Genomic DNA, 24,447 nt, shown 5'->3' with positions numbered 1-24,447 from the left:
ATGCCCGTCTTCCCCAGCGTCCTGCCGGCTCCGCGCACCCCGGACCCAGGAGATGCTCCCGTACTACGGTGGGGCGTGCTCGGTACCGGCTGGATCGCCGAACACTTCGTGCGTTCCGTACAGCGCAACACCCGGCAGCGCTTCACGGCCGTCGCATCCCGCGACGTCACCCGCGCCCGGGAGTTCGCGGACCGCCACTCCATCCCCCACCCCTACGGCTCCTACGAGGAGTTGGCCGCGGCGGCAGACGTCGACGTCGTGTACGTCGCCACCGAACACACCGCCCACCTGGCGTGCGCCCGGATCGCCCTCGAAGGCGGCAAGCACACACTGGTGGAGAAACCGCTCGGCCTGAACGCCGTCCAGGCCACCGAGATCGCTCAACTCGCCAAGGAACGCGGCCTGTTCTGCGCCGAGGCCCTGTGGAGCTTCTTCCTTCCCCGGTTCGACGTCGTCCGGCAGATCCTGGACTCCGGCGCCCTCGGCGGTATCCGCACAGTGCTGGCCGACCACGGCGAACACTTCGCCGCCGGGCACCGCATCCTCCGACCCGACCTGGCGGGAGGCCCCCTCCTCGATCTGGGCACGTATCCCGTCGCCTTCGCCGTCTCGGTCCTCGGCACACCCGTGGAAGTGCTGGCCTCCGCCCAGCCACACCCGGCGGGCGTCAACGGCCAGACCTCCGCCCTCCTCCGGGGCGCCGACGGCGCTCAGGGCATCATCCACACCACCCTCTTCAGTGACACGCCCACCACGGCCACGATCGCCGGCACCCACGGCACGCTGCATCTGCCGGGCCCGTTCCACCAGCCCGGCGACATCGTCCTCACGCTCGCCGGAAGCGGCACGCGGATGACGTACACCGAACCGCACACCGCCCATGACGCGCTGCACTTCGAGGCCGCGGAGGTGGCGCGCCGCATCGCCGGAAGCCAACTCCAGTCACCGCTGCGCCCGTTGGGCGACTCCGTGACCACGTTGAAGGTGATGGACGACATCCGGCGGCAGGGCGGCATCATCTTCCCGGAAGAGCGGGAGCGCGGGGCAGGAGTGCCGCTCGACGCCGCCTGACGCCCCCTCAGTCCGCCGGCGGTGGTGCGCTGGTCCCCCGGACCACGAGCTTCGGCTCCACCACCGCCTCCTGCAGCTCCCGCTGGGGTCCCTCCAGGCGTTCCACCGCGAAACGTACCGCGTACTCGGCCATGAGCCCCGCGTCCTGACGCACGGTGGTCAGGCCGATCGGCATGAGATGGGAGAGATGGCTGTCGTCGTAACCGACCACGGACAGATCGCGCGGAACCTCGATGCCCGCCCGGGTGAGGGAGATCAACAGACCCATCGCGTTGCGGTCGTTGCCCGCCAGGACCGCGGTGGGAAGTACCCGCCCCTCGTCGCGCTCCGCCACCAGAAGGCGACCGGTCTCGATGCCGGACTGTTCCGTGTGCTCACCGGGGATGATCCGTTCCTCGGCCTGCAGTCCGTGTCGGCGCATCGCGGCCCGGTAGGCGCGACGGCGCTCGGCCGAGCCCGGACCACGGCCGCCGTCGATGTGCACGATCGTGCGATGCCCCAGCTCGACCAGGTGGTCCATGGCCTGCCGTACGCCCTTGCCCTCGGCGGAGTGCACGAAGTCCACGTGGGCGTGCGCGACGCGGCGGCTGACGGAGACGGCGACCGTGCGGCGTCCGATCTCGTCGAGGAAAGCGGGCTCGGCGAAGGAGCCGAGCAGGATCACCGCCTCGCAGCGGTGACTGAGCAGCGCCTCCACGGCCTTCTCCTCGCTGCGGCTCTGGGTGGCGCCGGAGAGCAGCACCTCGTAGCCGAGTCGCTCGGCCTCGGGGTAGATGCCCTCGATGAGATTGGTGTGGAAGGGCTGTTGGACGGTGAACATCACGCCGAGCGTGCGGCTGCGACCCCGGGCCAGTAGTCGGGCCGCGCTGTCGGGCCGGTAGCCGATCTCGTCGGCGACGCGCAGTACCCGCTGCCTGGTCTCCTCGCTCGCGCCCGGCTGGTTGCGGAACACGATCGAGACAAGCGCCCGCGAGACACCCGCCTTCTTGGCGACGTCCGCCATCGTGGGCCGCTGCCTGCCCGATGCATCCACCGTGAACCCACCCTCCGATGCCGCCCACCATGGCCGTGATCTCGAAATCCTACGGCAACAGGCTATTGACATGACATTTGGACTGGGGTCATCGTACTAGCACTAGAGCGCGCTAGTAGAGCGCGACAGAGGTTCTTCTGCGACATCCTGTCGCAGCTCCCCGGAGTCTCCGGAGCGAAGGGAAACAAGCGTCATGCCGTTCGAAGTGCTGACCATGGGCCGGGTGGGGGTGGACGTGTATCCGCTCCAGACCGGTGTGGGGCTCGCCGAGGTCACCTCGTTCGGCAAGTACCTCGGCGGCAGCCCGACGAATGTGGCCGTGGCGGCGGCGCGGTACGGGCGGACGGCGGCCGTGATCACGAAGACCGGGCAGGATCCGTTCGGGGACTTCGTGCGACAGGCGCTGAACGGCTACGGCGTGGACGCCCGGTTCGTCGGGACGTCGGACATCGCGCCGACACCGGTGACCTTCTGCGAGATCTTCCCGCCGGACGACTTCCCGCTCTACTTCTACCGGCTGCCGAAGGCCCCGGACCTGGATGTCCGGGCCGACGAACTGGACCTCGACGCGGTACGGGACGCGACGGTGTTCTGGGTGACGGGGACCGGGCTGAGCGAGGAGCCGAGCCGGTCGGCCACGCTCGCCGCGCTGGCGCACCGGGCCGCGTCGGGGGCGACGGTGTTCGACCTGGACTGGCGGCCCATGTTCTGGGCCGATCCGGCCGCCGCGCGGTCGTACTACCAAGAAGCGCTGCGCCATACGACGGTGGCGGTCGGGAATCTCGACGAGTGCGAGGTCGCCACCGGTGAGCGGGAGCCGTACGCGGCCGCGAAGGCACTGCTGGCGGCGGGTGTGGAGCTGGCCGTGGTGAAGCAGGGCCCGAAGGGCGTCCTGGCCATGGACCGGGACGGCTCCAGGACTGAGATCCCGCCCGTCCCGGTGGACGTGGTCAACGGACTGGGTGCCGGCGACGCCTTCGGCGGGGCTCTCTGCCACGGACTGCTGTCCGGCTGGGACACCCACCGCACGGTCGCCTTCGCCAACGCCGCCGGCGCCATCGTCGCGTCCCGGCTGTCCTGCTCCGACGCCATGCCCACCCAGACCGAGGTCGACGCCACGCTCCGCGAGGCATCTGCCGGCCCCGCCGAAGCCCTCACGGAACGAAAGGCCTGACGACCAGATGCCCGACCACCTCAGCCGGATCGTGGCCGCCCGGGTCAACGAACCCGGCGCCATCGCAGCCGCCGCCACGCGACGTGTCAAGGCCACCGCACTGCTGGGCGAGCACGGCAGGGCCATGATCGTCGCCGCCGACCACCCGGCGCGGGGCGCCAACCGCGTCGGCGCCGACCCGTCCGCCATGGCCGACCGCTCCCGCCTTCTCGACCGCCTGTGCATCGCGCTGGACCGCCCCGGTGTGACCGGCGTACTCGCCACCGCCGACATCCTCGAAGACCTGCTCCTGCTGGGCGTCCTCGACGGCAAGAGTGTCTTCGGCTCCATGAACCGCGCCGGCCTCGCCGGCTCCGTCTTCGAGATCGACGACCGCTTCACCGGCTACGACGCCGCCACCATCGCCGCGATGGGCTTCGACGGCGGCAAGATGCTCACCCGCATCGCCCTGCAGGACCCCATCACCCCGTCCGTGCTCGAGAACACCGCCCGCGCGGTCGACGAACTCAACGACCGTCAACTCATCGCGATGGTCGAGCCGTTCATCTCGGTCTGGGAGAACGGCAGGATCCGCAACGACCTGTCCACCGACGCCGTCGTCAAGTCGGTCACCATCACTTCGGGACTCGGCCGCCGCACCGCCTACACCTGGCTGAAGCTGCCGGTCGTGGACGACATGGAGCGGGTCCTCGCCTCCTCCACTCTCCCGGCGCTGCTGCTCGGCGGTGAGGTCAAGGACGCCGACGCGGCCTTCGCCTCCTGGGGCAAGGCACTGAAGCAACCCACCGCGCAGGGCCTGGTCGTCGGCCGTTCCCTGCTCTACCCCTCGAACGGCGATGTCGCCGGTGCCGTGGACCGGGCGGTGAGCCTGCTGTGAGCGACACCGGCAAGTACCACCTGCCGAAGGGGACTTCGGCCGACGGGCCCTACGACCTCCTGGTCACGCCGGAGTCAGCGGGCTGGGGATACTCCGGACTCAAGGTCCTGACCCTGGATCCGGGCGGCGAGCACGTTCTGCCCACCGGGGAGAGCGAGTTCCTGGTCCTGCCTCTGACGGGCTCCTGCACCGTCACCACGGGCGGCACGACCTTCGAACTCGCCGGTCGGGCAGACGTGTTCGCCTCAGTCACCGACTTCGCCTATCTTCCCCGCGCGTCGGAGGCCCTGATCAGCAGCGTGACGGGAGGGTCGTTCGCGCTGCCCTGCGCCCGTACCGAGCAGGGAGGTCACTCGGCTCGGTACGGGCGCAAGGAGGACGTCCCCGTCGAACTGCGCGGTGCCGGCGCCTGCTCCCGGCAGGTCAACAACTACTGCCTGCCCGGGACCTTCGACGCCGAGCAGCTGCTGGTGTGCGAGGTGCTCACCCCCGGCGGCAACTGGTCCTCCTACCCGCCGCACAAGCACGACGAGGCCCGGCCCGGTGAGGAGTCGGAGCTGGAGGAGATCTACTACTTCGAGATCTCCGGCGGCGAGAACGGCTTCGGCTACCAGCGGGTCTACGGCACGCCCGAACGGCCCATGGACGTACTCGCCGAGATCCGCTCCGGCGACACCGTGCTGATCCCGCACGGCTGGCACGGCCCCTCGATCGCCGCGCCGGGCCATGACCTCTACTACCTCAACGTCATGGCGGGGCCTGGACTGGACCGGGCCTGGCTGATCTGCGACGACCCCGCCCACGGCTGGGTGCGCGCCACCTGGGACACGCAGGACGTCGACGACCGCCTGCCCTTCGGAGAGAACCGATGAACACCGTACGACTGACCACCGCGCAGGCCCTGGTGCGCTTCCTCGCCAACCAGTACAGCGAGCGGGACGGCCAGGAACAGCGCCTGATCCCCGGGGTGTGGGGCATCTTCGGGCACGGCAACGTGGCCGGAATCGGCCAGGCCCTCCTCCAGGCCGCCGTCACCCGCGAGGCGGATCTGCCGTACTACCTCGCCCGCAACGAGCAGGGCATGGTGCACGCCTCGGTGGCCTACGCGAAGATGCGTGACCGGCTGGCGACCTTCGCCTGCACGACCTCCACCGGCCCCGGCTCCACGAACATGATCACGGGCGCGGCACTGGCCACCACCAACCGCATCCCGGTGCTGCTGCTGCCTTCGGACATGTTCGCCACCCGGGCCGCCGACCCGGTGCTCCAGCAGCTGGAGGACACCCGAGGCGGCGACGTCACGGTCAACGACGCCTTCCGCGCCGTATCGAAGTACTTCGACCGGATACAGCGGCCCGAGCAGCTGATCCCGGCCGCGCTGGCGGCCATGCGGGTGCTGACCGATCCGGTGGAGACCGGGGCCGTCACCCTGGCACTGCCGCAGGACGTGCAGGCCGAAGCACACGACTGGCCCCTCTCCTTCTTCCGGCGCCGGGTGTGGCATGTCTGCCGCCCGGTGCCGGAGGCAGCCGCCGTCGCACGGGCCGCAGCCCTGCTCAAGAACGCCAGGAAGCCGCTGATCGTGGCCGGTGGCGGCACCGTGTACTCGGGTGCGGAGAGCGCACTGCGCGCGTTCGCCGACGCCACCGGCATCCCGGTCGCCGACACGCACGCGGGCAAGGGCGCGGTGCCCTGGGACCACCCCTGCGCGGTGGGCGGCATCGGCTCCACCGGCTCCTACGCGGCCAACGAGCTGGCTCGTGAAGCCGATGTCGTCCTCGGTATCGGGACCCGGTACTCCGACTTCACCACGGCCAGCCACACCGTCTTCGGTGACCCCGACGTCACTTTCGTCAACCTCAACGTCGCCCGCCTGGACGCCGTCAAGCACTCGGCGGAGCCACTGGTGGCCGACGCCCGGCTCGGCATCGAAGCCCTCTCCGACGCGCTGGAGGGCTGGGAGGTGGCTCCGGAGTACCGGACGCGCACGCGTGAACTCATCGCCCGCAGCCGGCAGATCGAAGAGACCTGCTTCGCCCCGGACCGCAACACCGGCGGGCTGCCCGCCCAGACACAGATCCTGGGCGCGCTCAACGACGTCCTGGACGACCGCGCAGTCGTCATCAACGCGGCCGGTTCCATGCCGGGTGACCTGCAGCAACTGTGGCGGGCCCGTGACCCCAAGGCCTACCACGTCGAGTACGCCTACTCCTGCATGGGCTACGAGGTCGCGGCCGGCGTCGGCGCCAAAATGGCCGACCCGTCGCGTGAGGTCGTCGTCCTGGTCGGTGACGGCTCATACCTGATGATGGCCCAGGAGATCGTGACCATGGTCTCCGAGGGGCTGAAGGTCATCGTCGTCCTCGTACAGAACCACGGCTTCGCCTCCATCGGCTCACTGTCAGAATCTCTCGGCTCGCAGCGGTTCGGCACCAAGTACCGCTTCCGCAACGACGATTCCGGCCTTCTCGACGGCGAGGCGCTCCCCGTCGACCTCGCCGCCAACGCGTCCAGCCTCGGCGCGGACGTCCTGCACGCCACCAGCGTCGAGGAGTTCCGCTCGGCCATGGAGAAGGCGAAGGCGGCCACCCGCACCACCGTCGTCCACGTCGAGACCGACCTGTACGGCCCCAACCCGCCCGCCCACGGCTGGTGGGACGTACCGGTCAGCGAGGTCTCCGCACTCGACAGCACACAGGCCGCCTACGACACCTACGCCGCCCACAAGCAGGCACAGCGCCACTACCTCTAAGGACCCCGCTCCCGTGAACACCATTCCCCACTGGATCAACGGCTCCCCCACCCAGGGCTCTGCCGCCACGACTCAGCCGGTCTTCAACCCCGCCACCGGAGCCGAGCAGGCACGGGTCGTGCTGGGTGGCGCCGCCGACGTGGACGCGGCCGTCACAGCGGCAGCCGCCGCCTTCGAGACGTGGTCGGAGTCCTCGCTCACCCAGCGCACCCAGGTGATGTTCGCCTTCCGCCAACTGCTGGTCGAGCACGAGGAGGAGCTGGGCCGGATCATCTCGGCCGAGCACGGCAAGACCGTCGACGACGCCCGCGGCGAGATCACCCGCGGCCGCGAAGTCGTCGAGTTCGCCTGCGGCCTCGGCGACGTAATGAAGGGGGCCTTCTCCGACCAGGTCTCCCGCGGCGTGGACGTGCACAACTTCCGCCAGCCCCTCGGTGTCGTCGCCGGCATCACCCCGTTCAACTTCCCGGCCATGGTGCCCCTGTGGATGCACCCCATCGCCATCGCGACCGGCAACACCTTCATCCTCAAGCCCAGTGAGCGGGACCCGTCCGCGGCCAACTTCGTCGCCGGTCTGTACAGGAAGGCGGGGCTGCCGGACGGCGTCTTCAACGTCGTCCACGGCGGCAAGCCGGCCGTCGACGCGATCCTCACCCACCCGGGCATCGAGGCCGTCTCCTTCGTCGGCTCCACCCCCATCGCCAAGTACGTGCACGAACGGGCCACTGCGCACGGCAAGCGGGTCCAGGCCCTCGGCGGCGCGAAGAACCACGCCGTCGTCCTCCCGGACGCGGACCTGGAGTTCGCCGCCAACCACATCACCGCCGGGGCCTACGGCTCGGCCGGCGAGCGCTGCATGGCCGTGTCGGTGGCCGTCGCCGTGGGCGACGCGGCGGACGAGCTGGTGGACATCCTCAAGCGCAAGGCGAACGAAGTGAAGGTCGGCCCCGGTGACGCGCCGGGCACCGAAATGGGACCGCTGGTCACCAAGGCCGCCCAGGATCGCGTCGAGAACGCCGTCGGCACTGCCCAGACCCAGGGCGCCACCGTCGTCGTCGACGGCCGCGGTCTGAAGATCGACGGCCACGAGGACGGATTCTTCACCGGCCCCTCCCTCCTGGACCACGTCACCACGCAGATGGAGGCGTACAAGGAGGAGCTGTTCGGGCCGGTTCTCGCCGTCGTCCGCGCCGAGTCCCTCGACCAGGCCATCGACCTGGTCAACGCCAACCCGTACGGCAACGGCACCGCCCTGTTCACCGCCTCCGGCGAAGCGGCCCGCACCTTCCAGCGCCGGATCAAGGTCGGCATGATCGGCATCAACGTGCCGGTGCCCGTCCCGATGTCCTACTACTCCTTCGGCGGCTGGAAGGACTCTCTCATCGGCGACTCCCCCATCCACGGCCCCGAGGGCATCCGCTTCTACACCCGCCCCAAGGTCGTCACCACGCGCTGGCCCCAGCAGGCCCAGCACGTCTCCGCCGGCTTCAACTTCCCCACCTCCAGCTGAGTCCCCCTCCCCGAAGGACACACCATGGCAACGGCGCCAACCCCCCTGCGCACCACCGTCGGCAATCTCTGCCTGGGCTCCGCGCCCGACTCCTGGGGCGTGTGGTTCCCCGAGGACGAGCACCAGGTGCCGCACACCCGCTTCCTCGACGAGCTCGCCCGGGGCGGATACGAGTGGCTGGAGCTCGGCCCGTACGGCTATCTGCCCACCGACCCGCAGCGGCTGACGGAAGAGCTGTACGCCAGGGGTCTGAAGGTCTCCGGGGGCACCGCGTTCGGCGCCCTGCACCGGCCCGAGGCCTGGGACGAGATGCTGGCCCATGTCCGTCAGGTGGCCGCCCTGACCGCCGCGGCCGGCGCGCACCATCTGGTCCTGATCCCGCCCATGTACCGGGACGAGAAGACCGGCGCGTTCACCGAGACCCCTGAGTTGACCGCCGAGCAGTGGGCGGGCTTCGGCAAGAACGCCGACCGGCTCGGCAGGCTCCTCCTGGACGACTACGACATACGCCTGGTCGTCCATCCTCACGCCGACAGCCACATCCAGACCCAGCCGCAGATCGAGCGGCTGCTGAACGAGTCCGACGCCCGCTACACCAACCTGTGTCTGGACACCGGGCACGTGGCCTACGGCGGCGGCGACAACCTGGACCTGATCCGCCGGTTCGGCGAGCGCGTCGGCTACGTCCACATCAAGCAGATGGACCCCGAGATCCTCGCCCAGGTCGCCGCAGAAAACCTGGGCTTCGGGGAAGCCGTCAAGCGCGGGGTGTGTGTCTCACCACCCGCGGGGGTGCCGAACCCGGCCGACGTGGTGGCCGAACTGGCCAAGCTGGACGCTGAGTTGTTCGTGATCGTCGAGCAGGACCTGTATCCGTGTGCGCCCGAGGTGCCGCTGCCCATCGCGATCAGCACCCGTGAGCACCTGGCGAGCTGCGGGCTGACGGGTACCCGACGCCCGAAGCTCGGTTAGGAGGCACCATGGACGTCAAGCTCGGCACCGGCCCGGTCACGGACCACGCGCCCCCTGCGGTCGTCTCCCGCCGACTGCGGCTCATCACGGTCGTGGCCACCTTCGGCGGGCTCCTCTTCGGCTACGACACCGGCGTCATCAACGGCGCCCTGCCGTACATGACCGACGACCTCGGACTCACGCCCATCACCGAGGGCATGGTCACCAGCTCCCTCCTGCTGGGCGCCGCGCTCGGCGCGGTCGTCGGAGGACGGCTCTCGGACACACGCGGCCGACGGCGCAGCATCCTCACGCTGGCCGTCCTGTTCTTCGTCGGCGCGCTGGCCGCCACCCTCGCCCCGAACACCGAGGTCATGGTCGTGGCCAGGTTCGTGCTCGGTCTCGCGGTCGGCGGCGCGTCGGTCACGGTACCCGTGTACCTCGCGGAGATCTCCCCCGCGGAGCGGCGGGGCGCACTGGTCACCCGTAACGAACTCATGATCGTCACCGGCCAACTAACCGCGTTCACCTGCAACGCGGTCATCGCACGGGTGGGCGACGAGTCCGGCGGTGTGTGGCGCTGGATGCTGGTCGTGGCGACACTACCGGCCGTGGCTCTCTGGTTCGGCGTCCTGGTGATGCCGGAAAGTCCCCGATGGCTGGCCTCGAAGAGCCGCTACAACGAGGCCCTGGACGTCCTCAAGCAAGTCAGGACCCGGCAGCGGGCCGAGGCCGAGCTCAAAGAGGTGGCCGCGCTCGCCGTCAAGGACGCCGAGCAGCGGCTCGGTGGCTGGGCGGACATCAAAGCCACACCCTGGATCCGCAGGCTGATGTTCGTGGGCTTCGGGATCGCGATCGTGCAACAGGTCACCGGTGTCAACACGATCATGTACTACGGCACCCAGATCCTCACCGACGCCGGCTTCACCTCCGACAGCGCGCTGACCGCCAACATCGCCAACGGTGTCGTCTCCGTGCTCGCCACCTTCGTCGGGATCTGGCTGCTGGGCCGCGTGCCCCGCCGTCCGATGCTGATGACCGGACAGCTCGGAACCACAGCCGCGCTGGTGCTGATCGGTGTCTTCTCACTGCTCCTGCCGTCCGGCGACGCCCGGGCATACCTCGTGCTCGCGATGACCGTCACCTTCCTCGCCTTCCAGCAAGGCGCGATCTCACCGGTGACCTGGCTGATGCTCTCGGAGATCTTCCCCATGCGGATGCGCGCCTCTGGGATGGGCATGGCCGCCGTCGTACTGTGGCTGACCAACTTCGCCATCGGGCTCGCCTTCCCCTCCCTGGTCGACGGGGTGGGCGTGTCCAACACCTTCTTCCTCTTCGCGGTGCTGGGCATCCTCGCCGTCGCCTTCGTGAAGCTCTGCGTCCCCGAGACCAAGGGGCGCTCCCTCGAAACCCTCGAAGCCGAACTCCGCACGCGCTTCTCCTAGTTCAGGACCAGGTAGGAATCCACATGACCGTACGCGTAGGCGTCATCGGCGCCGGCTGGATCGGCAAAGAACACATCCGTCGCCTCACCCACACCGTCACCGGCGTGCAGGTAACCGCCGTCACCGACATCGACACCGCCCGCGCCCAGGACGCGGCAGCCCCGTTCAACGCCCGGGTACTGCCCGACAGCGCCGCCCTGATCGCTTCCGAGGATGTCGACGCCGTCCTCGTGACCTCGTGGGGCCCCACACACGCCGAGCACGTGCTGACCGCGGTCGCCGCCGGTAAGCCGGTGTTCTGTGAGAAGCCCCTGGCCACCACCCCCGAGGACTGCCTCAAAATCATCGAGGCCGAGACCGCGCACGGCCGCCGCCTGGTCCAGGTCGGCTTCATGCGCCGCTACGATGCCGGCTACCGGCAGATGAAGCAGGTCATCGACGCGGGCCGGATCGGTGAGCCGCTGATCGTGCACTGCGCCCACCGCAACCCGACCGTCCCTCAGTCGTACACCTCTGCCATGGCGGCCCTGGACACGGCGGTGCATGAGGTGGACGTGCTGCGCTGGCTCCTCGACGACGAGATCGTCTCCACCCAGGTGCTCACCCCGCGCGCCACGAGCAGGCGGTTCGCGCACCTGAAGGACCCGCAGATCATGCTCTTCGAGACCGCCAAGGGCGTCCGCATCGACCTTGAGGTCTTCGTCAACTGCCAGTACGGCTACGACATCCAGTGTGAGGCAGTCGGCGAGGAGGGCCTCGTACGGCTGCCCGACCCGGCCACCGTCGCGGTCCGCAGGGCCGCCCAGCACAGCACCGAGGTGCTCACCGACTGGGTCGGCCGCTTCCGGGACGCCTTCGACACCGAGTTCCGGGAGTGGATCGCAGGCATTGCCGCCGGTGACGAGCCCACCGGGCCGTCCGCCTGGGACGGATACGCCGCCACCGTCATCACCGCCACGACCGTCGAGGCACTGGAGTCGGGCCGCGTCGTCGCCACGGACCTCAAGCCCCGTCCCGCTTTCTACGGAGGTGTCGCGTGAAGATCGCTCTCGACCCGTACATGTTCCGCTCCCTGCCGATCGACGACATGGTGCGCACGGTGGCCGAACTCGGCTACGAGTACATCGAGTTGTCGCCGCGCGACGACTTCATGCCGTTCTTCCTGCACCCGCGCGCGGACGACGAGCGGATCGCCGAGCTGAAGAACGCCCTGCGCACCCACGGCGTGCAGCTCTCCTCCGTCCTGCCGCTCTACAAGTGGTCCTCGCCCGACGAGACCGAGCGGCAGGCCGCAGTCCACTACTGGAAGCGGATGATCGAAATCACCGCAGACCTCGAATGCCCGTTGATGAACAGCGAGTTCAACGGCCGCCCCGAGCGCGCCGCCGAGAGCGAGGCCGCGTTCTGGCGCTCCCTGGAGGAGCTGCTCCCGCTGTTCGAGCGCGAAGGCATCGCTTTGAACCTGGAGGCCCACCCGGACGACTTCTGCGAGGAGAACACCCCCGCCGTCGACCTCGTCCGGGCGATCAACAAGCCATGGGTCAACTACCTGTACTGCGCCCCGCACTCCTTCCACCTGTCCGGCGCCGACCTGACGGCCGACATCGCGGCGATGATGCGCTACGCCGGTGACAGGCTCCAGCACGTGCACATCGCGGACTCCTTCAACCACAAGGGTTCCAGCGGGCTGCGGTACATCCTCAACCCGCCCGGCACCGCGGCCCGCATCCACCAGCACCTGGACATCGGCCAGGGCGAGGTCGACTGGGAAGTTTTCTTCGGCACCCTGCGGGAGCTGGACTTCGACGGCGTGGCCACGGCGTGTGTCTTCGCCTGGGAGGAGCGGGCCCGCGAGTCCTCGGCGTTCATGCTGGACCGCATCTCCAAGGAACTGGCCGGATAGCCCACCAGGTACCTGCGGGAGATGTGAGGAGCCGCCTCTCCGGTGCAGGGCGCCTGCCAGATGCGGCGTGCCAAGTGGGCGGCAACACCGGTCACGCGCGTGACCGGTGTTGCCGTCCGGGCGTGGCCTAGGCGCAATGCCGTGACTCTGTTGGTGATCTTGTGTGCCTATGCGGTGGCGGTGCAGAGGGCGTGGAAGCGTGTTGATCGGCGTCGGGTGGGTGTCGCGTCGGCGATCCAGTCGGCGACGCGGGTGAGGTTGCATGCGAGCGTGGTCAGGACGTGCTGGACGTGGGTCTTTTGCAGGCCGCGGTAGCGGGTTCTGCGCAGGCCGCAGGAGCGGACGTTCTGGGAGAGGGTGGCTCGATGCCGGCGCGGATCGCGTAGCGCTGCTGCCAGTCCTGGGTGTGCTGGTCCGGGCGGTTGTGGGTCTGGATCTCGTGGAGTGCGCGGGTGGGCAGCAGAGCGAGTGCGCGGGGTCGGGCACCCGTCCTCCGCGCATGACTGATCACCAGGGCACGGGGGTTCCGTCCCAGGAGAAGAAGCCACCGGTGGGGCCGTCGTCCGGCAGCAGGGCCAGGCGGAGGGCACCTTGGGCGGCCTCGGACGGGTCGCCGCCGGCCGCGGCGGCCCGGGGGTTGAGATCAGTGGCCCGCAGGCCGGGGGCGAGCGCGTTGACCTTGAAGCCGTCCTGGGCCAGCGTCTGGGCGTAGAGGACGGTGAGGGCATTGAGGGCGGCCTTGGACGACCGGTAGGCGCCGCCGCCGCCGCTTCCCGGGGTGAACTGGGGGTTGGGGGTGGTGCTCCAGGTCAGCGACGCGGTGCCACTGGAGATGTTGACGATGCGCGGGCTCGGGGACCGGCGCAGGGCGGGCAGGAAGGCATTGGTCACCGCCACTACCCCGAACACATTGGTCTCGTAGGTGCGCCGGTACTCCTCGACGCCGGTGTCGGTCGGCGGGGCGAGTGTCGGCGAGATGCCGGCGTTGTTGACCAGCACGTCCAAGCGGTCCATCTGAGCCGCGGCCTGTGCGATGCCGTCGGGATCACTCACGTCGAGGACCAGCAGACGGGCCCCGGCTCCGATCTCCTCGACGGCCCGTTGCCCGCGCCCGGGGTCACGGGAGCCCACGTACACGGTGAGGCCCTCGGCGGCGAGCAGCCGGGCGATATGCTTGCCGATGCCCTTGTTGGCACCGGTGACCAGAGCTGTGCGTTCATTCATGGCACCCACACTTCCCTGGTCGTGGGTGCCATGCCAGGGACAGCCTGTACCAGGCAGTGGGAGGAGGCGGTATGGCGCGGCAGGAGCTGGCCCACTACCTGCGGGACCGCCGGGCGGCCCTGCGTCCGCACGAGATCGGCCTGGCGGCGACGGGCACCGACCGCCGCACACCGGGTCTGCGCCGCGAAGAGGTGGCGGAGCTCGCCCACATGTCGGTCGACTACTACACGCGGCTGGAGCAGGCCCGGGGTCCGCGGCCATCGGCCCGGATCCTGGACGCGCTGGCCCGCGCGCTGCGGCTCACGCCGGCCGAGCGCAGCCATCTGTTCCGCCTGGCGGGTTCGAGCGCGCCGCCCGGCATCAGCGCCGTGCGGCGGGTGCGCCCGCACGTGGCCCGGATGCTGGAGCGGCTCCCGCAGACCGGTGCCATCGTCACTGACGCGGCGTACGACGTTGTCGCCTGGAACCCCCTGGCCCGGGCACTGCTCGGCGCCGACCTTGGACGCGGGACGACGAACCTGGCCCGACGCCGCTTCCTGGGCCAGGGGCGGACGTACGAGAGCTCCAGCGCCGAGGAATTCGGGCACATCGTGGTGGCGCGGCTGCGCCGGGCCGCCGACCGCTACCCGCATGACCTGCAGCTGGCCGCGCTGCTGGCCGAACTGCACGCCGGCAGTGAGGAGTTCCGGCAGATCTGGCAGACGCGTCCCGTCCACGCTCCCGGGCATCGCACCAAGACCCTGAACCACCCGGAGGCCGGCGCGCTGCGGTTGAACTGCGACATCCTGCTCGTGCCCGAGGACGACCAGGAGGTCGTCCTGATGACAGCCGACCCCGGATCACCTGCCGTGCGGGCCCTGTCCAGGCTGGCCACGCAGGCGATCTGAAACGAGGATGCGCACAGGTCTCGCCAACGGTCACAGGGCGTCGCAACTCACTATTCATTGGGCCTGTGCCCACCTTGATGCTGAGGCTTTCCACGCCGCCTGTCTGCGCCGGCTCTTCGACGAACACAACCTGCAGACGGCTCGGCGTATCTCCGGCCATCGGCGGCGTAACCGGAACCGGCGCCTCGTGCAGAGCACAGCGGCCGCAAATACGAGACTGGGAACCGGCTGGAGGCGAAAGGGCGGGGTGGGCGGCGGAACAGCCAACTTCCCCTACCGGGCCACCATAAGCCGACCCCGCCAAGGAACTCGGCCACCTCCGGGAACGCTGCACAGCGGCCTTGCCGGCCCCGGTGTCCTCGTCACGTCAGTCGACGCAGCCGGTCGACCAGAGCGAAGGCATCCTCGGTTTTGGGGTGGGTCCGGCCCAGCCGGGTCTGCAGGATCTGTGCACCCCGGCGCGCGAAATCCACGGCGGTCGGGGTGTTCATCGCGTGCAGGACCTTGGCCTGGAGGATGAGGACGTAGCCGATGTACAGGTGGTCCGGCGCATAGACGGCCTCGCGGATCTGCAGTGCCCGTGAGATCAGCGGCAGGGCCGCCTCGTAGTCGCCGAGGTCGACATGGACGTTCGCCAGTGCAATCAGGTCGAAGCTCACGTACGGGTCGTTCGGCCCGAGCGCCGCCTCGTCGATCTGCAGCGCCCGCTCGGCCAGTGGCAGCGCCGCACGGTGTTCACCGAGGAGGCACAGCGTGCGCGCGAGCGTGGCCAGGTCCGTTCCGATAGCGGGATCGTTCGCCGGCAGGCAGGACTCGTGCAGCCGCAGCGCGCGTTCCACGAGTGGGCGGGCCCTCTCCGGCGCGTGGAGCTCACGGTGGATCTGCGCCAGAGTGATCAGATCGAAGCCGGTCTCCGCATCCCGGCCCTCGATCGACTCGTCGATCGCGAGGGCACGCTCACACAGAGGCAGTGCCATCTGGTAGTCCCCGATCTGGATGAGGAATTCCGACGCCAGCCTGAGCAGCACCGCCGTCTCCGCAGCGCACTCGGCCGGTGGATCGTCCTTGGTCACCGCCAGGACGTGCGAGAGCAACTCCTGCCAGCGCGGCCGCGCGTCCGGGTCACCGTGGACGTCGTGCGGCACGGCCGCGACCAGCGTCCGGCACAGCTGGACCCGGGCGTCGGCATGCGCCTCCTCCGGCATATCGGCCCGGACGGCGGCCTGCACCAGCCGGTGCACCACCAGGGATGCGTTCCCGCGCCGCGCGAGTCCCAGACCGGCCAGGGCGCCGACCGTCCTGTCCCACACCAGCGGATCGGCGGCGCCCACGTTCAGGATCTCGGGACTACGGGTGAACAGGTCCAGCGGGATCGGCTCCGGCGCCAGTAGGGCACACAGCCTCAGCATCCGCACTGCCTGCGGCCGCTCCGCCTCCAGCCTTCGCACACTGAGCTGCCACAGGGCCCCCACCATCACCGCCGACCGGTCGCCCGGTGCGCGCAGCGAGATCATCTCCTCCAGCCGGGACGCCAACAGCATCACGTAGTCATCGGGCGCCGTCTGGTTGTACTCCATGTACCCGGCTGCCTGCTCCAACGCCAGCGGCAGGTCCCCCAGTTCCTCGGCGATCCGGTCCGCTACCGCCGCGGTCATGCCGGGCACCCGACGCGTCAGCAGTCTCACCGACTCCTGCCTGGCGAACACGTCCAGACCGATCACACCGGCACTGCTCGACCAGTTCCTCACTCTGGTGGTGACGATGACATGGCCGTTGGTCGCCAGGCCACCCGACGGCAGCGCGTGCGTGAGAGTGTTCTGTTCCTCCCCGTTGTCGAAGATGATCAGCCAAGGCCTGCGGTCCGCCAACTTGCCGTACACCCGCGGGATGACCTGGTCGAAGCTTGCCTCCGCCAGCCCCAGCTCCCCGGCCAGAGACACGAACTGCGACGCCACCCGATCGGCGTCCCCGGCATGCACGAACGCGATGAACCGGTACTTCTCAAGATGTCGGTAGGCGTATTCGACCGCGAGTTGGGTCTTGCCGACACCGCCCATCCCACGCACGACCAGCATCGGGACACCGCTCGCCGAGGTGAGGCGCTGCCGCAGTTCCCGCAGCGTGGCGTCGCGGGCAGCGAAGTCAGTGTTGCGCGGCGGCAGTTGGTACGTCATGGGCGGGTTCGGTCCGCGGTCGCGGCGCGGCGCCTGCCACAGCCCGATCAGCGACACAGGTATCAGGAGGAGGAGCGCCAGCCAGGGGTGGACCCGCACGAGGTCGAGCGGTCCTGGCCAATGGCTTTGCCCGGATGCCGCGTTGAAGGCGAGACTGCCGACGAACAGCACAAGCAGACCGGACACCACACCGGCCAGCGTTCGCCACATGGCTCCCTCTTCAGTATCACCGCTTCCGCGACGGCCAACAGCCTGCGTGATGCTATCCCAGGAGCCGCTGACGAAACCGATGAGAGAGCCTGCCGAAGAAACAGACCTGAGCTTGTACTACCGTTTTGGCGGGTCCACGCCGGTCATTCGTAGGATAGGTGAGCCCGGGGACGGGTTCGTCGTCACACACGACAAGCAGGCCGGGCAGCTGACGCTCACCACGGTCGCCGACGGAACCGCCGTGAGCCGGGTCATCGGCGATCTGCCTGACACCGGTGTCTCGCAGCGGGACGTACGCTGGACCCGTCGACGATGCGGGCGCGAACGCGGCCTACGTCGACGCCCAGGAGCAGGTGCACCTCGTACCGTCCGGCGTGGCACAGCAGCCGCTGCGGCTGCTCGCACCGGCTGTCAAGGCCGCGTCCGTCACGGCGCAATCGTTCGACACGGTGCCCGACACCCTGACCACCCTGCTGCTGTCCAAGCCGTCCTCCGGCTGGAACCTGACCGTGCGCAACCGCGCGACCGGCAAGGTCTACTCCGATGGACGGGGCAGCGGCGCTGCACGCGGCGAGCTGCAGGTCGGTTGGTTCGGCCTGGACACCACGAGGACCGGGGACGCGTTCGCGCCGAACGGTTCCTACGACTGGACCGTCACCGTCACCCCGGCGGACGGCGTCGGCGGCCCGCTCACGGTGACCGGCACGGTCCAACTGGTGAAGGGCTAGTGCTGTGACCGCATCGGTTGGCCGGGTTGGTGGTCGTGGCGGTTGGATGTGCGGTGACGTCCGATCCGATCGCTGGAGGTGCGGTGGCCGAGCCTGTGCGTGTGCGCAGACTGACCGACCAGGAGGGGCAGAAGCTGCAGCAGATCGTGCGCCGCGGCAGCACCAGCACGGTGCGCTACCGGCGCGCGATGATGCTACTGGCCTCGGCCGGCGGGAACCGGGTGCCGGTGATCGCCCAACTCGTGGCGGCCGACGAGGACACCGTCCGGGATGTGATCCACCGCTTCAACGAGATCGGCCTGGCCTGCCTGGACCCTCAATGGGCGGGAGGCCGTCCCCGCCAACTCAGCGATGACGACGAGGACTTCGTCATCGCGACGGCCACCACCCGCCCGGTCAAGGTCGGCCAGCCCTTCACCCGCTGGTCACTGCGCAAGCTCGTCGCCTACCTGCGCAAAGTCCACGGCCGGGTGATCCGCATCGGCCGCGAGGCATTACGGTGCCTGCTCGCCCGCCGTGGCATCACCTTCCAGCGCACCAAGACCTGGAAGGAGTCCCCGGACCCCGAGCGCGACCCCAAGCTCGACCGCATCGAGCACGTCCTGGACCGCTTCCCGGACCGGGTCTTCGCCTTCGACGAGTTCGGCCCGCTCGGGATCCGGCCCACCGGCGGCAACTGCTGGGCCGAACAGACCCGGCCCGACCGGCTGCCGGCCACCTACCACCGCACCCACGGAGTCCGGTATTTCCACGGCTGCTACTCGGTCGGCGACGACACGTTATGGGGCGTGAACCGCCGCAAGAAGGGCGCCATGAACACATTGGCCGCGCTGAAATCGATCCGCGCTGCCCGCCCGGACGGCGCCCCGATCTACGTGATCATGGACAACCTGTCCGCCCACAAGGGCACCGACATCCGCCGCTGGGCGAAGAAGAACAAGGTCGAGCTGTGCTTCACCCCGACCTACGCCTCCTGGGCAAACCCCATCGAGGCCCACTTCGGCCCGCTGAGGCAGTTCACCATCGCCAACTCCCACCACCCCAACCACATCGTGCAGACCCGGGCCCTGCACGCCTACCTGCGCTGGCGCAACGCCAACGCCCGCCATCGCGACGTCCTGGCCGCCGAACGCAAGGAACGCGCCCGCATCCGCAGCGAGAAAGGCATCCGCTGGGGCGGACGCCCCCTCACCACCGCAGCCAGACCAACCCGGCGAACCAACACGGTCACAGCACTAGGCGGTCCGCCGCGACCACGCGGGCGACGACGGCTTCGGCGACCTCCTCACCCTCAACTCCGCGGGCACGCTGACCTTCCAGCAGAGCGCCGGCAAGGGCACATTCTCCGGGAAGGTGAGCGTGAGCGGCTGGCCGACCTCGATCAAGGCGGTGCCGTTCGGGGACCTCAGCGGGGACCGGTGCAACGACGTCCTGGTACGCCTGAGCAGCGGTGCCCTGCGTGCCTAGAAGCCAGGCTGCGGGGCCGCGCTGAAGCCGTCGACGCCATACACCTCGCTGGGAACGTCCGGCTGGAACCAGTACGACGTGCTGACCGCGCCCGGTGACGTGGACAAGGACGGCCTACCTGACCTGATCGCGCGGAACTCCTCGACCGGGACCGTCTATCTCTACAAGGGCACCAGCACGGGCAAGCTCTCCGCCCGGGTGAAGCTCTACGACAGCTGGAAGACCTACAAGAAGGTCGTCGGGGCCGGGGACCTGAACGGCGACGGCGTCGGTGACCTGCTCGCCCAGGACACGGCGAACAACTTGTACCGGTACGACGGGACGGGCAAGGGCACCTCCAGGGCGCGCGTGAAGCTGTTCGGCGCCTGGGGCGGCTCCTACAACGTGGTCGTCGGCGTCGAGGACATCACCGGGGACGGCAAGGGATCGTTCGGGTCGCGCACGCGCATCGCCACCGGCCGGCAGGGCTACAAGGGCCTCTTCTAAGAATCGTCTTCGAGAACGGATCTTTCCCAGAACAGGAATGACGCGAGTTTGACCGCCGCTTCGTAGGAAGTGGCGGTTTTCTCGTACTGGTGGCGATGCCGCAGAAGCCCCAGGATGTGCACGCCGTCCTGGAAGGGGTGGACCCCGACGCCGCCCGCGACGTGTTCTGGCAGCCGCGCCTCCCCCAGCCGCAGATCACCCGGGTCTGGGCCGACCGCGGCTATGCCGGCGACCGTCGAGGTCGGCGGTCGCACTTCAGTGCATGAGAATCATTGGCCAAAGCGTGCAACCGTATGACCCTCACATTTGTCTCATACTGTGACCACCAGTCCCCGACGTCCCATAGGGGGGCGTTATGTACACCCGCCATCGCCTCATGGCCATCACCGCGAGCGCACTTCTGCTGGCCGGCACCGCGGCATCGACCTCTGCCGCCGCCACGTCCCCGGCACCGTCCACGAGTCTCGTGGTCAACGCCAGGATCGCCGGTCACTGCTCCTTCGACCGGGTCGTCATCGATGTGAAGAGCAAACTGCCGCCGACCACCGTCACGCGTGTCAAGGAACTCCGCTACGACAGCTCGGGGAAGAAGGTCCCGCTGGCCGGGAAGCACTTCCTGGAGATCAAGCTCTCCCCAGCCGCAGCCCACAACAACGCGGGCAGGAACGTCTACAAAGGCCCGCGCCTGATCAAGCTGAATCTGCCGAAGCTCAAGGGCTTCGCACTGACCGGTGACTTCGAGGGCGTCGTCACCTTCGGTGCCGCGTTCGACAGCAAGCCCTCCTACACGACGAAGCACCTGCACCGCCCCGAGCGCTTCGTCCTCGACATCGCCCACCACAACACCTGCCGTTCCTCGCACTGAGCTCGATCTCGTCCCAGTTGCCGCGGGTGGCGTCGATCCGCAGGGCACGGCTGTGGTCGTGTCCACGCGGGGCGGGCAGGACGGTCGTCGTGTCGCGTCGGCTCGCCGCTGGGCATGGGTGAAGGTCAGAACGGGGTCGTGACTCCTCCCCCGGCTGAAGCCGGGGGCTTCTCGTTACGCCGGGTTGGCGTTGCGACGGACCAGCCCGGCCCGTAATACGTTGGTGGCTGCCACGGTGTCGGCGTGGGCGTGGTGGCCGCACGAGACGCAGTGGAACTTTTCCTGTGTGGGCCGATTCTCCTTCGCGGTGTGCCCGCATTCGGGGCAGGTGCGGGAGGTGTTGCGGGGGTCCACGGCGATCACTTCCCGTCCGGCGCTTTCAGCCTTGGCGTGCAGGATCGTCAGGAACACCCCCCATCCGGCATCGGCGATCGACTTGTTGAGCCCGGCTTTGGCGGCGGCCCCGTTGGGCAGGAAGGTACCCGGCCGGTCAGGGTCGGGCCTGGGTGCGGGGACCTTGGTCATGTTGCGGATCGTGAGGTCTTCGGTCCCGGTCGGCCGCGAAACGGGCGATCCGTTCGCGCCAGCGGTCGGGTTCCAGGATGAAGGCGAGATCCGCGCGGACGGGCAGACCCGGCTCGGTGGTCGCGGCGGTGATCCAGACGTCGGCATGGTGTGGCTCGACCCAGGCGTCCTGCACCCAGGTCACGCCGGCGGCGGCGAACCGGGCAGCGGCCTCCCGCAGCGCGGCCACCTGCGCCTCGTGGGGAGCCGGGGGGATCAGGGCGAGTACGGGGCTCAGGGCGCCGAACTCGCGAAGCGTGCCCAGGGGTTCTGTCGTTCCGTTCCGGCGCAGGATCTCTCCGCCGACCGGATCGGGGGTGTTTGCCGTGTACCCGGCGCGGCGCAGCGCCTCGCTGTTCACCCAGGCCGTGTGGTGGTCCGTAGTGCGCAGCACGACCGGGCGGTCGGGGACGGCGGCGTCCAGCCACCGGGCGTCGAATCGGCCGTCGGGTGCCAGCCACGGGTCGAAGCCGTCGCCGCTGACCCACTCGGCGTCGGGGTGCGCTTCGGCCCAGTGCCGTACGGCCTCGACGATGCCTTCGGCGCTTGCGCATTCCCGGACCGGGACCCCGTGCAGTCCCAGCCCGCCCATCACCGGATGCACATGGCTGTCGCCGAAGGCGGGGAGCAGTGCGCCGCCCGCCAGATCGACGACGGTGGTGCGAGGACCCCGGGCGGCCAGCGCGGCCGTCCCCAGGGCGCTGATCCGGCCGTCGACGACGGCGAGGGCCTCGTGGACGGAAGCACCCACGGCTCCCGTACGGATGGTTCCGCCAGTGAAGACGATGTCGGCATGCATGGGTGTGACGGTGCCTTTCTCTCATCCCGACCGCTTAATTGAAAGGCGTTCGGTTTCGGGTAATGTAGGCGCCGCCCGCGGCAACGGGAAGAGTTTCACTGAAAGGCATTCAGTAACGTTTGAGTTACGGCGAGCGCTGTGCACTCCGGCAGGCGCGGACCCGCGACACAACAGCGAGGAGCGACCGTGGGACGGCCACGCACCCCCCTGCTCGACCGTCGGCGCATCGGTGCCGCAGCACTGCGACTGGCGGACGAGAGCGGCACTCTGACCATCCCCGCCCTCGCCAAGGCTCTCGGTGTGGCCCCCTCCGCGCTCTACCACCACGTGTCCGGGCGGGACGAGATCATCTCCCTCATGCGCGAGGAACTCGTGCTCACGACCGGTGGCGACGAGGACTGGTCACAACCCTGGGAAAGCGGTCTGGAGGACTGGGCACGCACCTACCTCTCCGCCTTCGCCGCCCACCCGGGAGCGGTCCCTCTCCTCGCCACAGCACCACTCGCCGAACCCTTCATGCACACGATGTACGAGAAGGTCGCCGAACTCCTCATCGCAGGCGGTTTCCCCGCGCACCGGGTCATGCCAGTGATCACCGCCCTGGAGAGCTTCGTCCTCGGCTCCGCCCTCGACCTCGTGGCGCCCCCCGTGATGCTTTCCGACGTCGCCCGCGACGCCACTCCGCACCTCAGCACCGCCCTCGACCACACACCCACTGACCACAGTCGGGCCGCACAAGCCTTCGACATCGGCCTGCGTGCCCTGCTCACCGGCTTTCGTGACCTGCTCAACCACTGAGGGACGCCCGAAAGGCCGGTCGAGCGCGGCCCGTGTCGATCCAGAACATCCGGCAGCCCGGCTCGCTCGGCGAGCAGGGCTGCCTGCCTTCGAAGCGGTCTGCTTCCGCGTCAACTGCCGGGCCGGAACGTATGGAGGACATGACGATCCCGCCCGGAGCCGCCAGGTCGTGCGCCGAGCGTGAGTGGCCAGTCGGTCACCGGGGCCTGGCAGCGCCTCCTGGCCGGGGCTTCGGCGGGGCTGCCGACGAGGCAGGTTCCATGTCCCGGTGCCACGTGGCTTCCACGACCCGAACGATTGATTCGATCCTCACGGCGAAGAAATCGACAGCGTTCTGCACACATTGCGCGTGAATCGATTGCATGCTTAGCTGCTTGCGCACCTAGGAGGTGTCCTTGTGGACGACATCGATCGGGCCATCCTGCGCGAACTGCAGACCGACGGTCGCATTCCCTACGCCGATCTCGGCCCGAAGGTCGGCCTGTCGGCGTCGGCCGCTCGGCAACGGCTGCAGCGGCTGATCGACACCAAGGCGGTGCAAGTCGTCGGCGTCACCGACCCGATGGCGATGGGCGGGCAGGCCATGGCCCTGCTCGGGCTCCGCGTCGACGGCGATCCGCGAGCGGTGGCCGACGAACTCTCACGCCACGACGAGGTCGTCTACGCCGTGCTGACCGCCGGCACCTTCGACCTGTTCGCTGAGGCCGTCTGTCGCCATCCGCGTGACCTGCTGGACTTCGTCAACGACGTCGTGCGTCCCACCGAGGGCGTGACAAAGGTGGAGAGCTTCCCCTACTTCGGGATTCACACCCACCGGTTCTTCTGGAACGTCGGCTGAGAAGCGCCGTGATCACCGTTTCCGCGCCCCCTCGCAGACGGCACCCGGAAGGGACAGCCTGCCCAGGCCCCCCGCAGTACGTGAGCGGCTGGTGTCGGCCTGAGGCCACAGTCGAGATCGGCAATCGCCGCACACGTGTGCCAGGCATGGCATGGCCGCCGCCGAACAAGCACGTCATGTTCGACAACACCGCCTGGCCGCAGGGACTGGCACCGCACGATCTTCGGGCACCGATAGCCCGCCACACCGTCGGGAACAGTCCGCCCCGCCCGGGAGACCGATCGCCGCCATGGGCCCTGACCAGGCCGCCCCTCCCGAAAGGCCGGCACGCGCATGGAGCAGTACGAGCCCGAACGCCTCTCCCCGGCCCAACTGGCGGCCATGCGGCGCAGCCTTTGACGTCGCCGAACCGTGCCGGGCCGCCGAACGCCGATGGGCACCACGAGATCGTCCGCCGCAGTCCCGCCGAGGGCCAGGAGTACCGCGGTGCACACCCAGGTGAGGCATCCGTGGACTGTGTGGCGGCGGACTGAGGCGGCGAGGAAAACCTCGACGCCACTGCTGACCTCCAACTCATTGTTCTTTGAACCCACTTTGGTGATCCGCGCGATGGCGGGGCCCGCCGCCCTGCATCACCTCTGCCTGATCACGCTCACCGATCCGCAATGACCGGGCTGTCGCGGGTCAACCA

The 24,447-nt window shown here is 69.2% G+C and carries 23 protein-coding genes and 2 pseudogenes; 19 read left to right on the top strand and 6 right to left on the bottom strand.

Annotated elements, in window-relative coordinates; all coding sequences use genetic code 11:
• Positions 1-1,071, top strand: a complete 1,071-nt coding sequence (locus tag OHT57_RS46265) for a Gfo/Idh/MocA family protein (protein ID WP_328752979.1) — start codon at positions 1-3, stop codon at positions 1,069-1,071.
• 7 nt (positions 1,072-1,078) lie between these two features.
• Here the strand turns inward: OHT57_RS46265 and OHT57_RS46260 are convergent, their stop codons facing one another.
• Positions 1,079-2,074, bottom strand: coding sequence for a LacI family DNA-binding transcriptional regulator (locus OHT57_RS46260; protein ID WP_328753525.1), 996 nt, complete (start codon positions 2,072-2,074; stop codon positions 1,079-1,081).
• 223 nt (positions 2,075-2,297) lie between these two features.
• Here OHT57_RS46260 and iolC point away from each other — a divergent pair, with 223 nt between their 5' ends.
• From iolC to OHT57_RS46215, 9 genes are read left to right on the top strand one after another with little or no spacing between them, the layout of a single operon-like run.
• Positions 2,298-3,278 (top strand): 5-dehydro-2-deoxygluconokinase, encoded by a 981-nt coding sequence (gene iolC / locus OHT57_RS46255; RefSeq protein WP_328752978.1) that lies wholly within the window; start codon positions 2,298-2,300, stop codon positions 3,276-3,278.
• 7 nt (positions 3,279-3,285) lie between these two features.
• Positions 3,286-4,155 carry a Cgl0159 family (beta/alpha)8-fold protein gene (locus OHT57_RS46250; RefSeq protein ID WP_328752977.1) on the top strand — a complete coding sequence of 290 codons (870 nt, stop codon included), beginning with the start codon at positions 3,286-3,288 and terminating at the stop codon, positions 4,153-4,155.
• The gene (iolB, locus tag OHT57_RS46245) at positions 4,152-5,027 is read left to right on the top strand and encodes a 5-deoxy-glucuronate isomerase (RefSeq protein ID WP_328752976.1); all 876 of its coding nucleotides are present in this window, start codon (positions 4,152-4,154) and stop codon (positions 5,025-5,027) included. Before OHT57_RS46250 ends, iolB begins: the two co-directional genes overlap by 4 nt.
• Positions 5,024-6,907 carry a 3D-(3,5/4)-trihydroxycyclohexane-1,2-dione acylhydrolase (decyclizing) gene (gene iolD, locus OHT57_RS46240; RefSeq protein WP_328752975.1) on the top strand — a complete coding sequence of 628 codons (1,884 nt, stop codon included), beginning with the start codon at positions 5,024-5,026 and terminating at the stop codon, positions 6,905-6,907. The genes iolB and iolD overlap by 4 nt, the downstream gene beginning before the upstream one ends.
• Positions 6,908-6,920: 13 nt before the next feature.
• Entirely contained in the window at positions 6,921-8,417 is a 1,497-nt protein-coding gene (locus tag OHT57_RS46235; protein WP_328752974.1) for a CoA-acylating methylmalonate-semialdehyde dehydrogenase, read from the top strand.
• 24 nt (positions 8,418-8,441) lie between these two features.
• Positions 8,442-9,389 (top strand): TIM barrel protein, encoded by a 948-nt coding sequence (locus OHT57_RS46230; RefSeq protein WP_328752973.1) that lies wholly within the window; start codon positions 8,442-8,444, stop codon positions 9,387-9,389.
• A gap of 8 nt (positions 9,390-9,397) precedes the next feature.
• A complete protein-coding gene (locus tag OHT57_RS46225; protein ID WP_328752972.1) occupies positions 9,398-10,813 on the top strand; it encodes a sugar porter family MFS transporter in 1,416 nt (471 codons plus the stop codon).
• Positions 10,814-10,836: 23 nt separating this feature from the next.
• Entirely contained in the window at positions 10,837-11,853 is a 1,017-nt protein-coding gene (locus OHT57_RS46220) for a Gfo/Idh/MocA family protein (protein WP_328752971.1), read from the top strand.
• Positions 11,850-12,716 (top strand): sugar phosphate isomerase/epimerase family protein, encoded by an 867-nt coding sequence (locus OHT57_RS46215; protein ID WP_328752970.1) that lies wholly within the window; start codon positions 11,850-11,852, stop codon positions 12,714-12,716. Before OHT57_RS46220 ends, OHT57_RS46215 begins: the two co-directional genes overlap by 4 nt.
• Positions 12,717-12,883: 167 nt before the next feature.
• Here the strand turns inward: OHT57_RS46215 and OHT57_RS47640 are convergent, their stop codons facing one another.
• Entirely contained in the window at positions 12,884-13,264 is a 381-nt protein-coding gene (locus OHT57_RS47640; RefSeq protein ID WP_443053572.1) for a transposase, read from the bottom strand.
• Positions 13,224-13,940 (bottom strand): SDR family oxidoreductase, encoded by a 717-nt coding sequence (locus OHT57_RS46210; RefSeq protein WP_328752969.1) that lies wholly within the window; start codon positions 13,938-13,940, stop codon positions 13,224-13,226. Before OHT57_RS46210 ends, OHT57_RS47640 begins: the two co-directional genes overlap by 41 nt.
• Before the next feature lie 71 nt (positions 13,941-14,011).
• On the opposite strand from OHT57_RS46210, the gene OHT57_RS46205 reads away from it, so the two are divergent.
• Positions 14,012-14,827, top strand: coding sequence for a helix-turn-helix transcriptional regulator (locus OHT57_RS46205; RefSeq protein WP_328752968.1), 816 nt, complete (start codon positions 14,012-14,014; stop codon positions 14,825-14,827).
• 362 nt (positions 14,828-15,189) lie between these two features.
• Here OHT57_RS46205 and fxsT read toward each other — a convergent pair whose 3' ends face one another.
• A complete protein-coding gene (gene fxsT / locus OHT57_RS46200) occupies positions 15,190-17,211 on the bottom strand; it encodes an FxSxx-COOH system tetratricopeptide repeat protein (RefSeq protein ID WP_328752967.1) in 2,022 nt (673 codons plus the stop codon).
• Positions 17,212-17,486: 275 nt separating this feature from the next.
• Here fxsT and OHT57_RS46195 point away from each other — a divergent pair, with 275 nt between their 5' ends.
• The 5 genes and pseudogenes from OHT57_RS46195 (at position 17,487) to OHT57_RS46175 (ending at position 20,757) form a co-directional block, all read left to right on the top strand.
• Complete coding sequence (locus OHT57_RS46195; RefSeq protein ID WP_328752966.1) at positions 17,487-17,939, top strand: hypothetical protein; 453 nt, start codon at positions 17,487-17,489, stop codon at positions 17,937-17,939.
• Between the two features lie 83 nt (positions 17,940-18,022).
• Positions 18,023-19,141, top strand: a pseudogene (locus tag OHT57_RS46190) (IS630 family transposase); the annotation flags it as partial.
• Between the two features lie 343 nt (positions 19,142-19,484).
• Positions 19,485-19,892, top strand: a complete 408-nt coding sequence (locus OHT57_RS46185) for an FG-GAP repeat domain-containing protein (RefSeq protein ID WP_328752965.1) — start codon at positions 19,485-19,487, stop codon at positions 19,890-19,892.
• A gap of 95 nt (positions 19,893-19,987) precedes the next feature.
• Entirely contained in the window at positions 19,988-20,158 is a 171-nt protein-coding gene (locus OHT57_RS46180; RefSeq protein ID WP_328752964.1) for a hypothetical protein, read from the top strand.
• An 89-nt stretch (positions 20,159-20,247) separates the two neighbouring features.
• Positions 20,248-20,757: an AMIN-like domain-containing (lipo)protein gene (locus tag OHT57_RS46175; RefSeq protein ID WP_328752963.1), complete on the top strand. Its 510-nt coding sequence runs from the start codon at positions 20,248-20,250 to the stop codon at positions 20,755-20,757.
• Positions 20,758-20,931: 174 nt separating this feature from the next.
• Here the strand turns inward: OHT57_RS46175 and OHT57_RS46170 are convergent.
• Positions 20,932-21,303, bottom strand: a pseudogene (locus OHT57_RS46170) (RNA-guided endonuclease InsQ/TnpB family protein); the annotation flags it as partial.
• A complete protein-coding gene (locus OHT57_RS46165) occupies positions 21,248-22,120 on the bottom strand; it encodes an amidohydrolase family protein (RefSeq protein WP_328752962.1) in 873 nt (290 codons plus the stop codon). The gene OHT57_RS46165 and the pseudogene OHT57_RS46170, both read right to left, overlap by 56 nt.
• 186 nt (positions 22,121-22,306) lie before the next feature.
• Here OHT57_RS46165 and OHT57_RS46160 point away from each other — a divergent pair, with 186 nt between their 5' ends.
• The 3 genes from OHT57_RS46160 (at position 22,307) to OHT57_RS46150 (ending at position 24,425) form a co-directional block, all read left to right on the top strand.
• Positions 22,307-22,918 carry a TetR/AcrR family transcriptional regulator gene (locus tag OHT57_RS46160; RefSeq protein WP_328752961.1) on the top strand — a complete coding sequence of 204 codons (612 nt, stop codon included), beginning with the start codon at positions 22,307-22,309 and terminating at the stop codon, positions 22,916-22,918.
• A 397-nt stretch (positions 22,919-23,315) separates the two neighbouring features.
• Positions 23,316-23,756 carry an Lrp/AsnC family transcriptional regulator gene (locus OHT57_RS46155; protein WP_328752960.1) on the top strand — a complete coding sequence of 147 codons (441 nt, stop codon included), beginning with the start codon at positions 23,316-23,318 and terminating at the stop codon, positions 23,754-23,756.
• A gap of 486 nt (positions 23,757-24,242) precedes the next feature.
• Positions 24,243-24,425: a hypothetical protein gene (locus tag OHT57_RS46150; RefSeq protein WP_328752959.1), complete on the top strand. Its 183-nt coding sequence runs from the start codon at positions 24,243-24,245 to the stop codon at positions 24,423-24,425.
• The last annotated feature ends 22 nt before the right edge of the window (positions 24,426-24,447 follow it).

The organism is Streptomyces sp. NBC_00285, assembly GCF_036174265.1.
Classification (GTDB): Bacteria; Actinomycetota; Actinomycetes; order Streptomycetales; family Streptomycetaceae; genus Streptomyces.
This window is presented reverse-complemented; position numbering and strand designations above follow the sequence as displayed.

Bases quoted from the DNA above. Each gene is read 5' to 3' on its own strand.
- OHT57_RS46265 (WP_328752979.1), top strand. From the start codon at position 1: ATGCCCGTCTTCCCCAGCGTCCTGCCGGCTCCGCGCACCCCGGACCCA.
- OHT57_RS46180 (WP_328752964.1), top strand. From the start codon at position 19,988: ATGCCGCAGAAGCCCCAGGATGTGCACGCCGTCCTGGAAGGGGTGGAC.
- iolD (WP_328752975.1), top strand. From the start codon at position 5,024: ATGAACACCGTACGACTGACCACCGCGCAGGCCCTGGTGCGCTTCCTC.
- OHT57_RS46250 (WP_328752977.1), top strand. From the start codon at position 3,286: ATGCCCGACCACCTCAGCCGGATCGTGGCCGCCCGGGTCAACGAACCC.
- OHT57_RS46225 (WP_328752972.1), top strand. From the start codon at position 9,398: ATGGACGTCAAGCTCGGCACCGGCCCGGTCACGGACCACGCGCCCCCT.
- OHT57_RS46205 (WP_328752968.1), top strand. From the start codon at position 14,012: ATGGCGCGGCAGGAGCTGGCCCACTACCTGCGGGACCGCCGGGCGGCC.
- OHT57_RS46220 (WP_328752971.1), top strand. From the start codon at position 10,837: ATGACCGTACGCGTAGGCGTCATCGGCGCCGGCTGGATCGGCAAAGAA.
- fxsT (WP_328752967.1), bottom strand. From the start codon at position 17,211: ATGTGGCGAACGCTGGCCGGTGTGGTGTCCGGTCTGCTTGTGCTGTTC.
- iolC (WP_328752978.1), top strand. From the start codon at position 2,298: ATGCCGTTCGAAGTGCTGACCATGGGCCGGGTGGGGGTGGACGTGTAT.
- OHT57_RS46210 (WP_328752969.1), bottom strand. From the start codon at position 13,940: ATGAATGAACGCACAGCTCTGGTCACCGGTGCCAACAAGGGCATCGGC.
- OHT57_RS46260 (WP_328753525.1), bottom strand. From the start codon at position 2,074: ATGGCGGACGTCGCCAAGAAGGCGGGTGTCTCGCGGGCGCTTGTCTCG.
- OHT57_RS46230 (WP_328752973.1), top strand. From the start codon at position 8,442: ATGGCAACGGCGCCAACCCCCCTGCGCACCACCGTCGGCAATCTCTGC.
- OHT57_RS46175 (WP_328752963.1), top strand. From the start codon at position 20,248: ATGTACACCCGCCATCGCCTCATGGCCATCACCGCGAGCGCACTTCTG.
- OHT57_RS46165 (WP_328752962.1), bottom strand. From the start codon at position 22,120: ATGCATGCCGACATCGTCTTCACTGGCGGAACCATCCGTACGGGAGCC.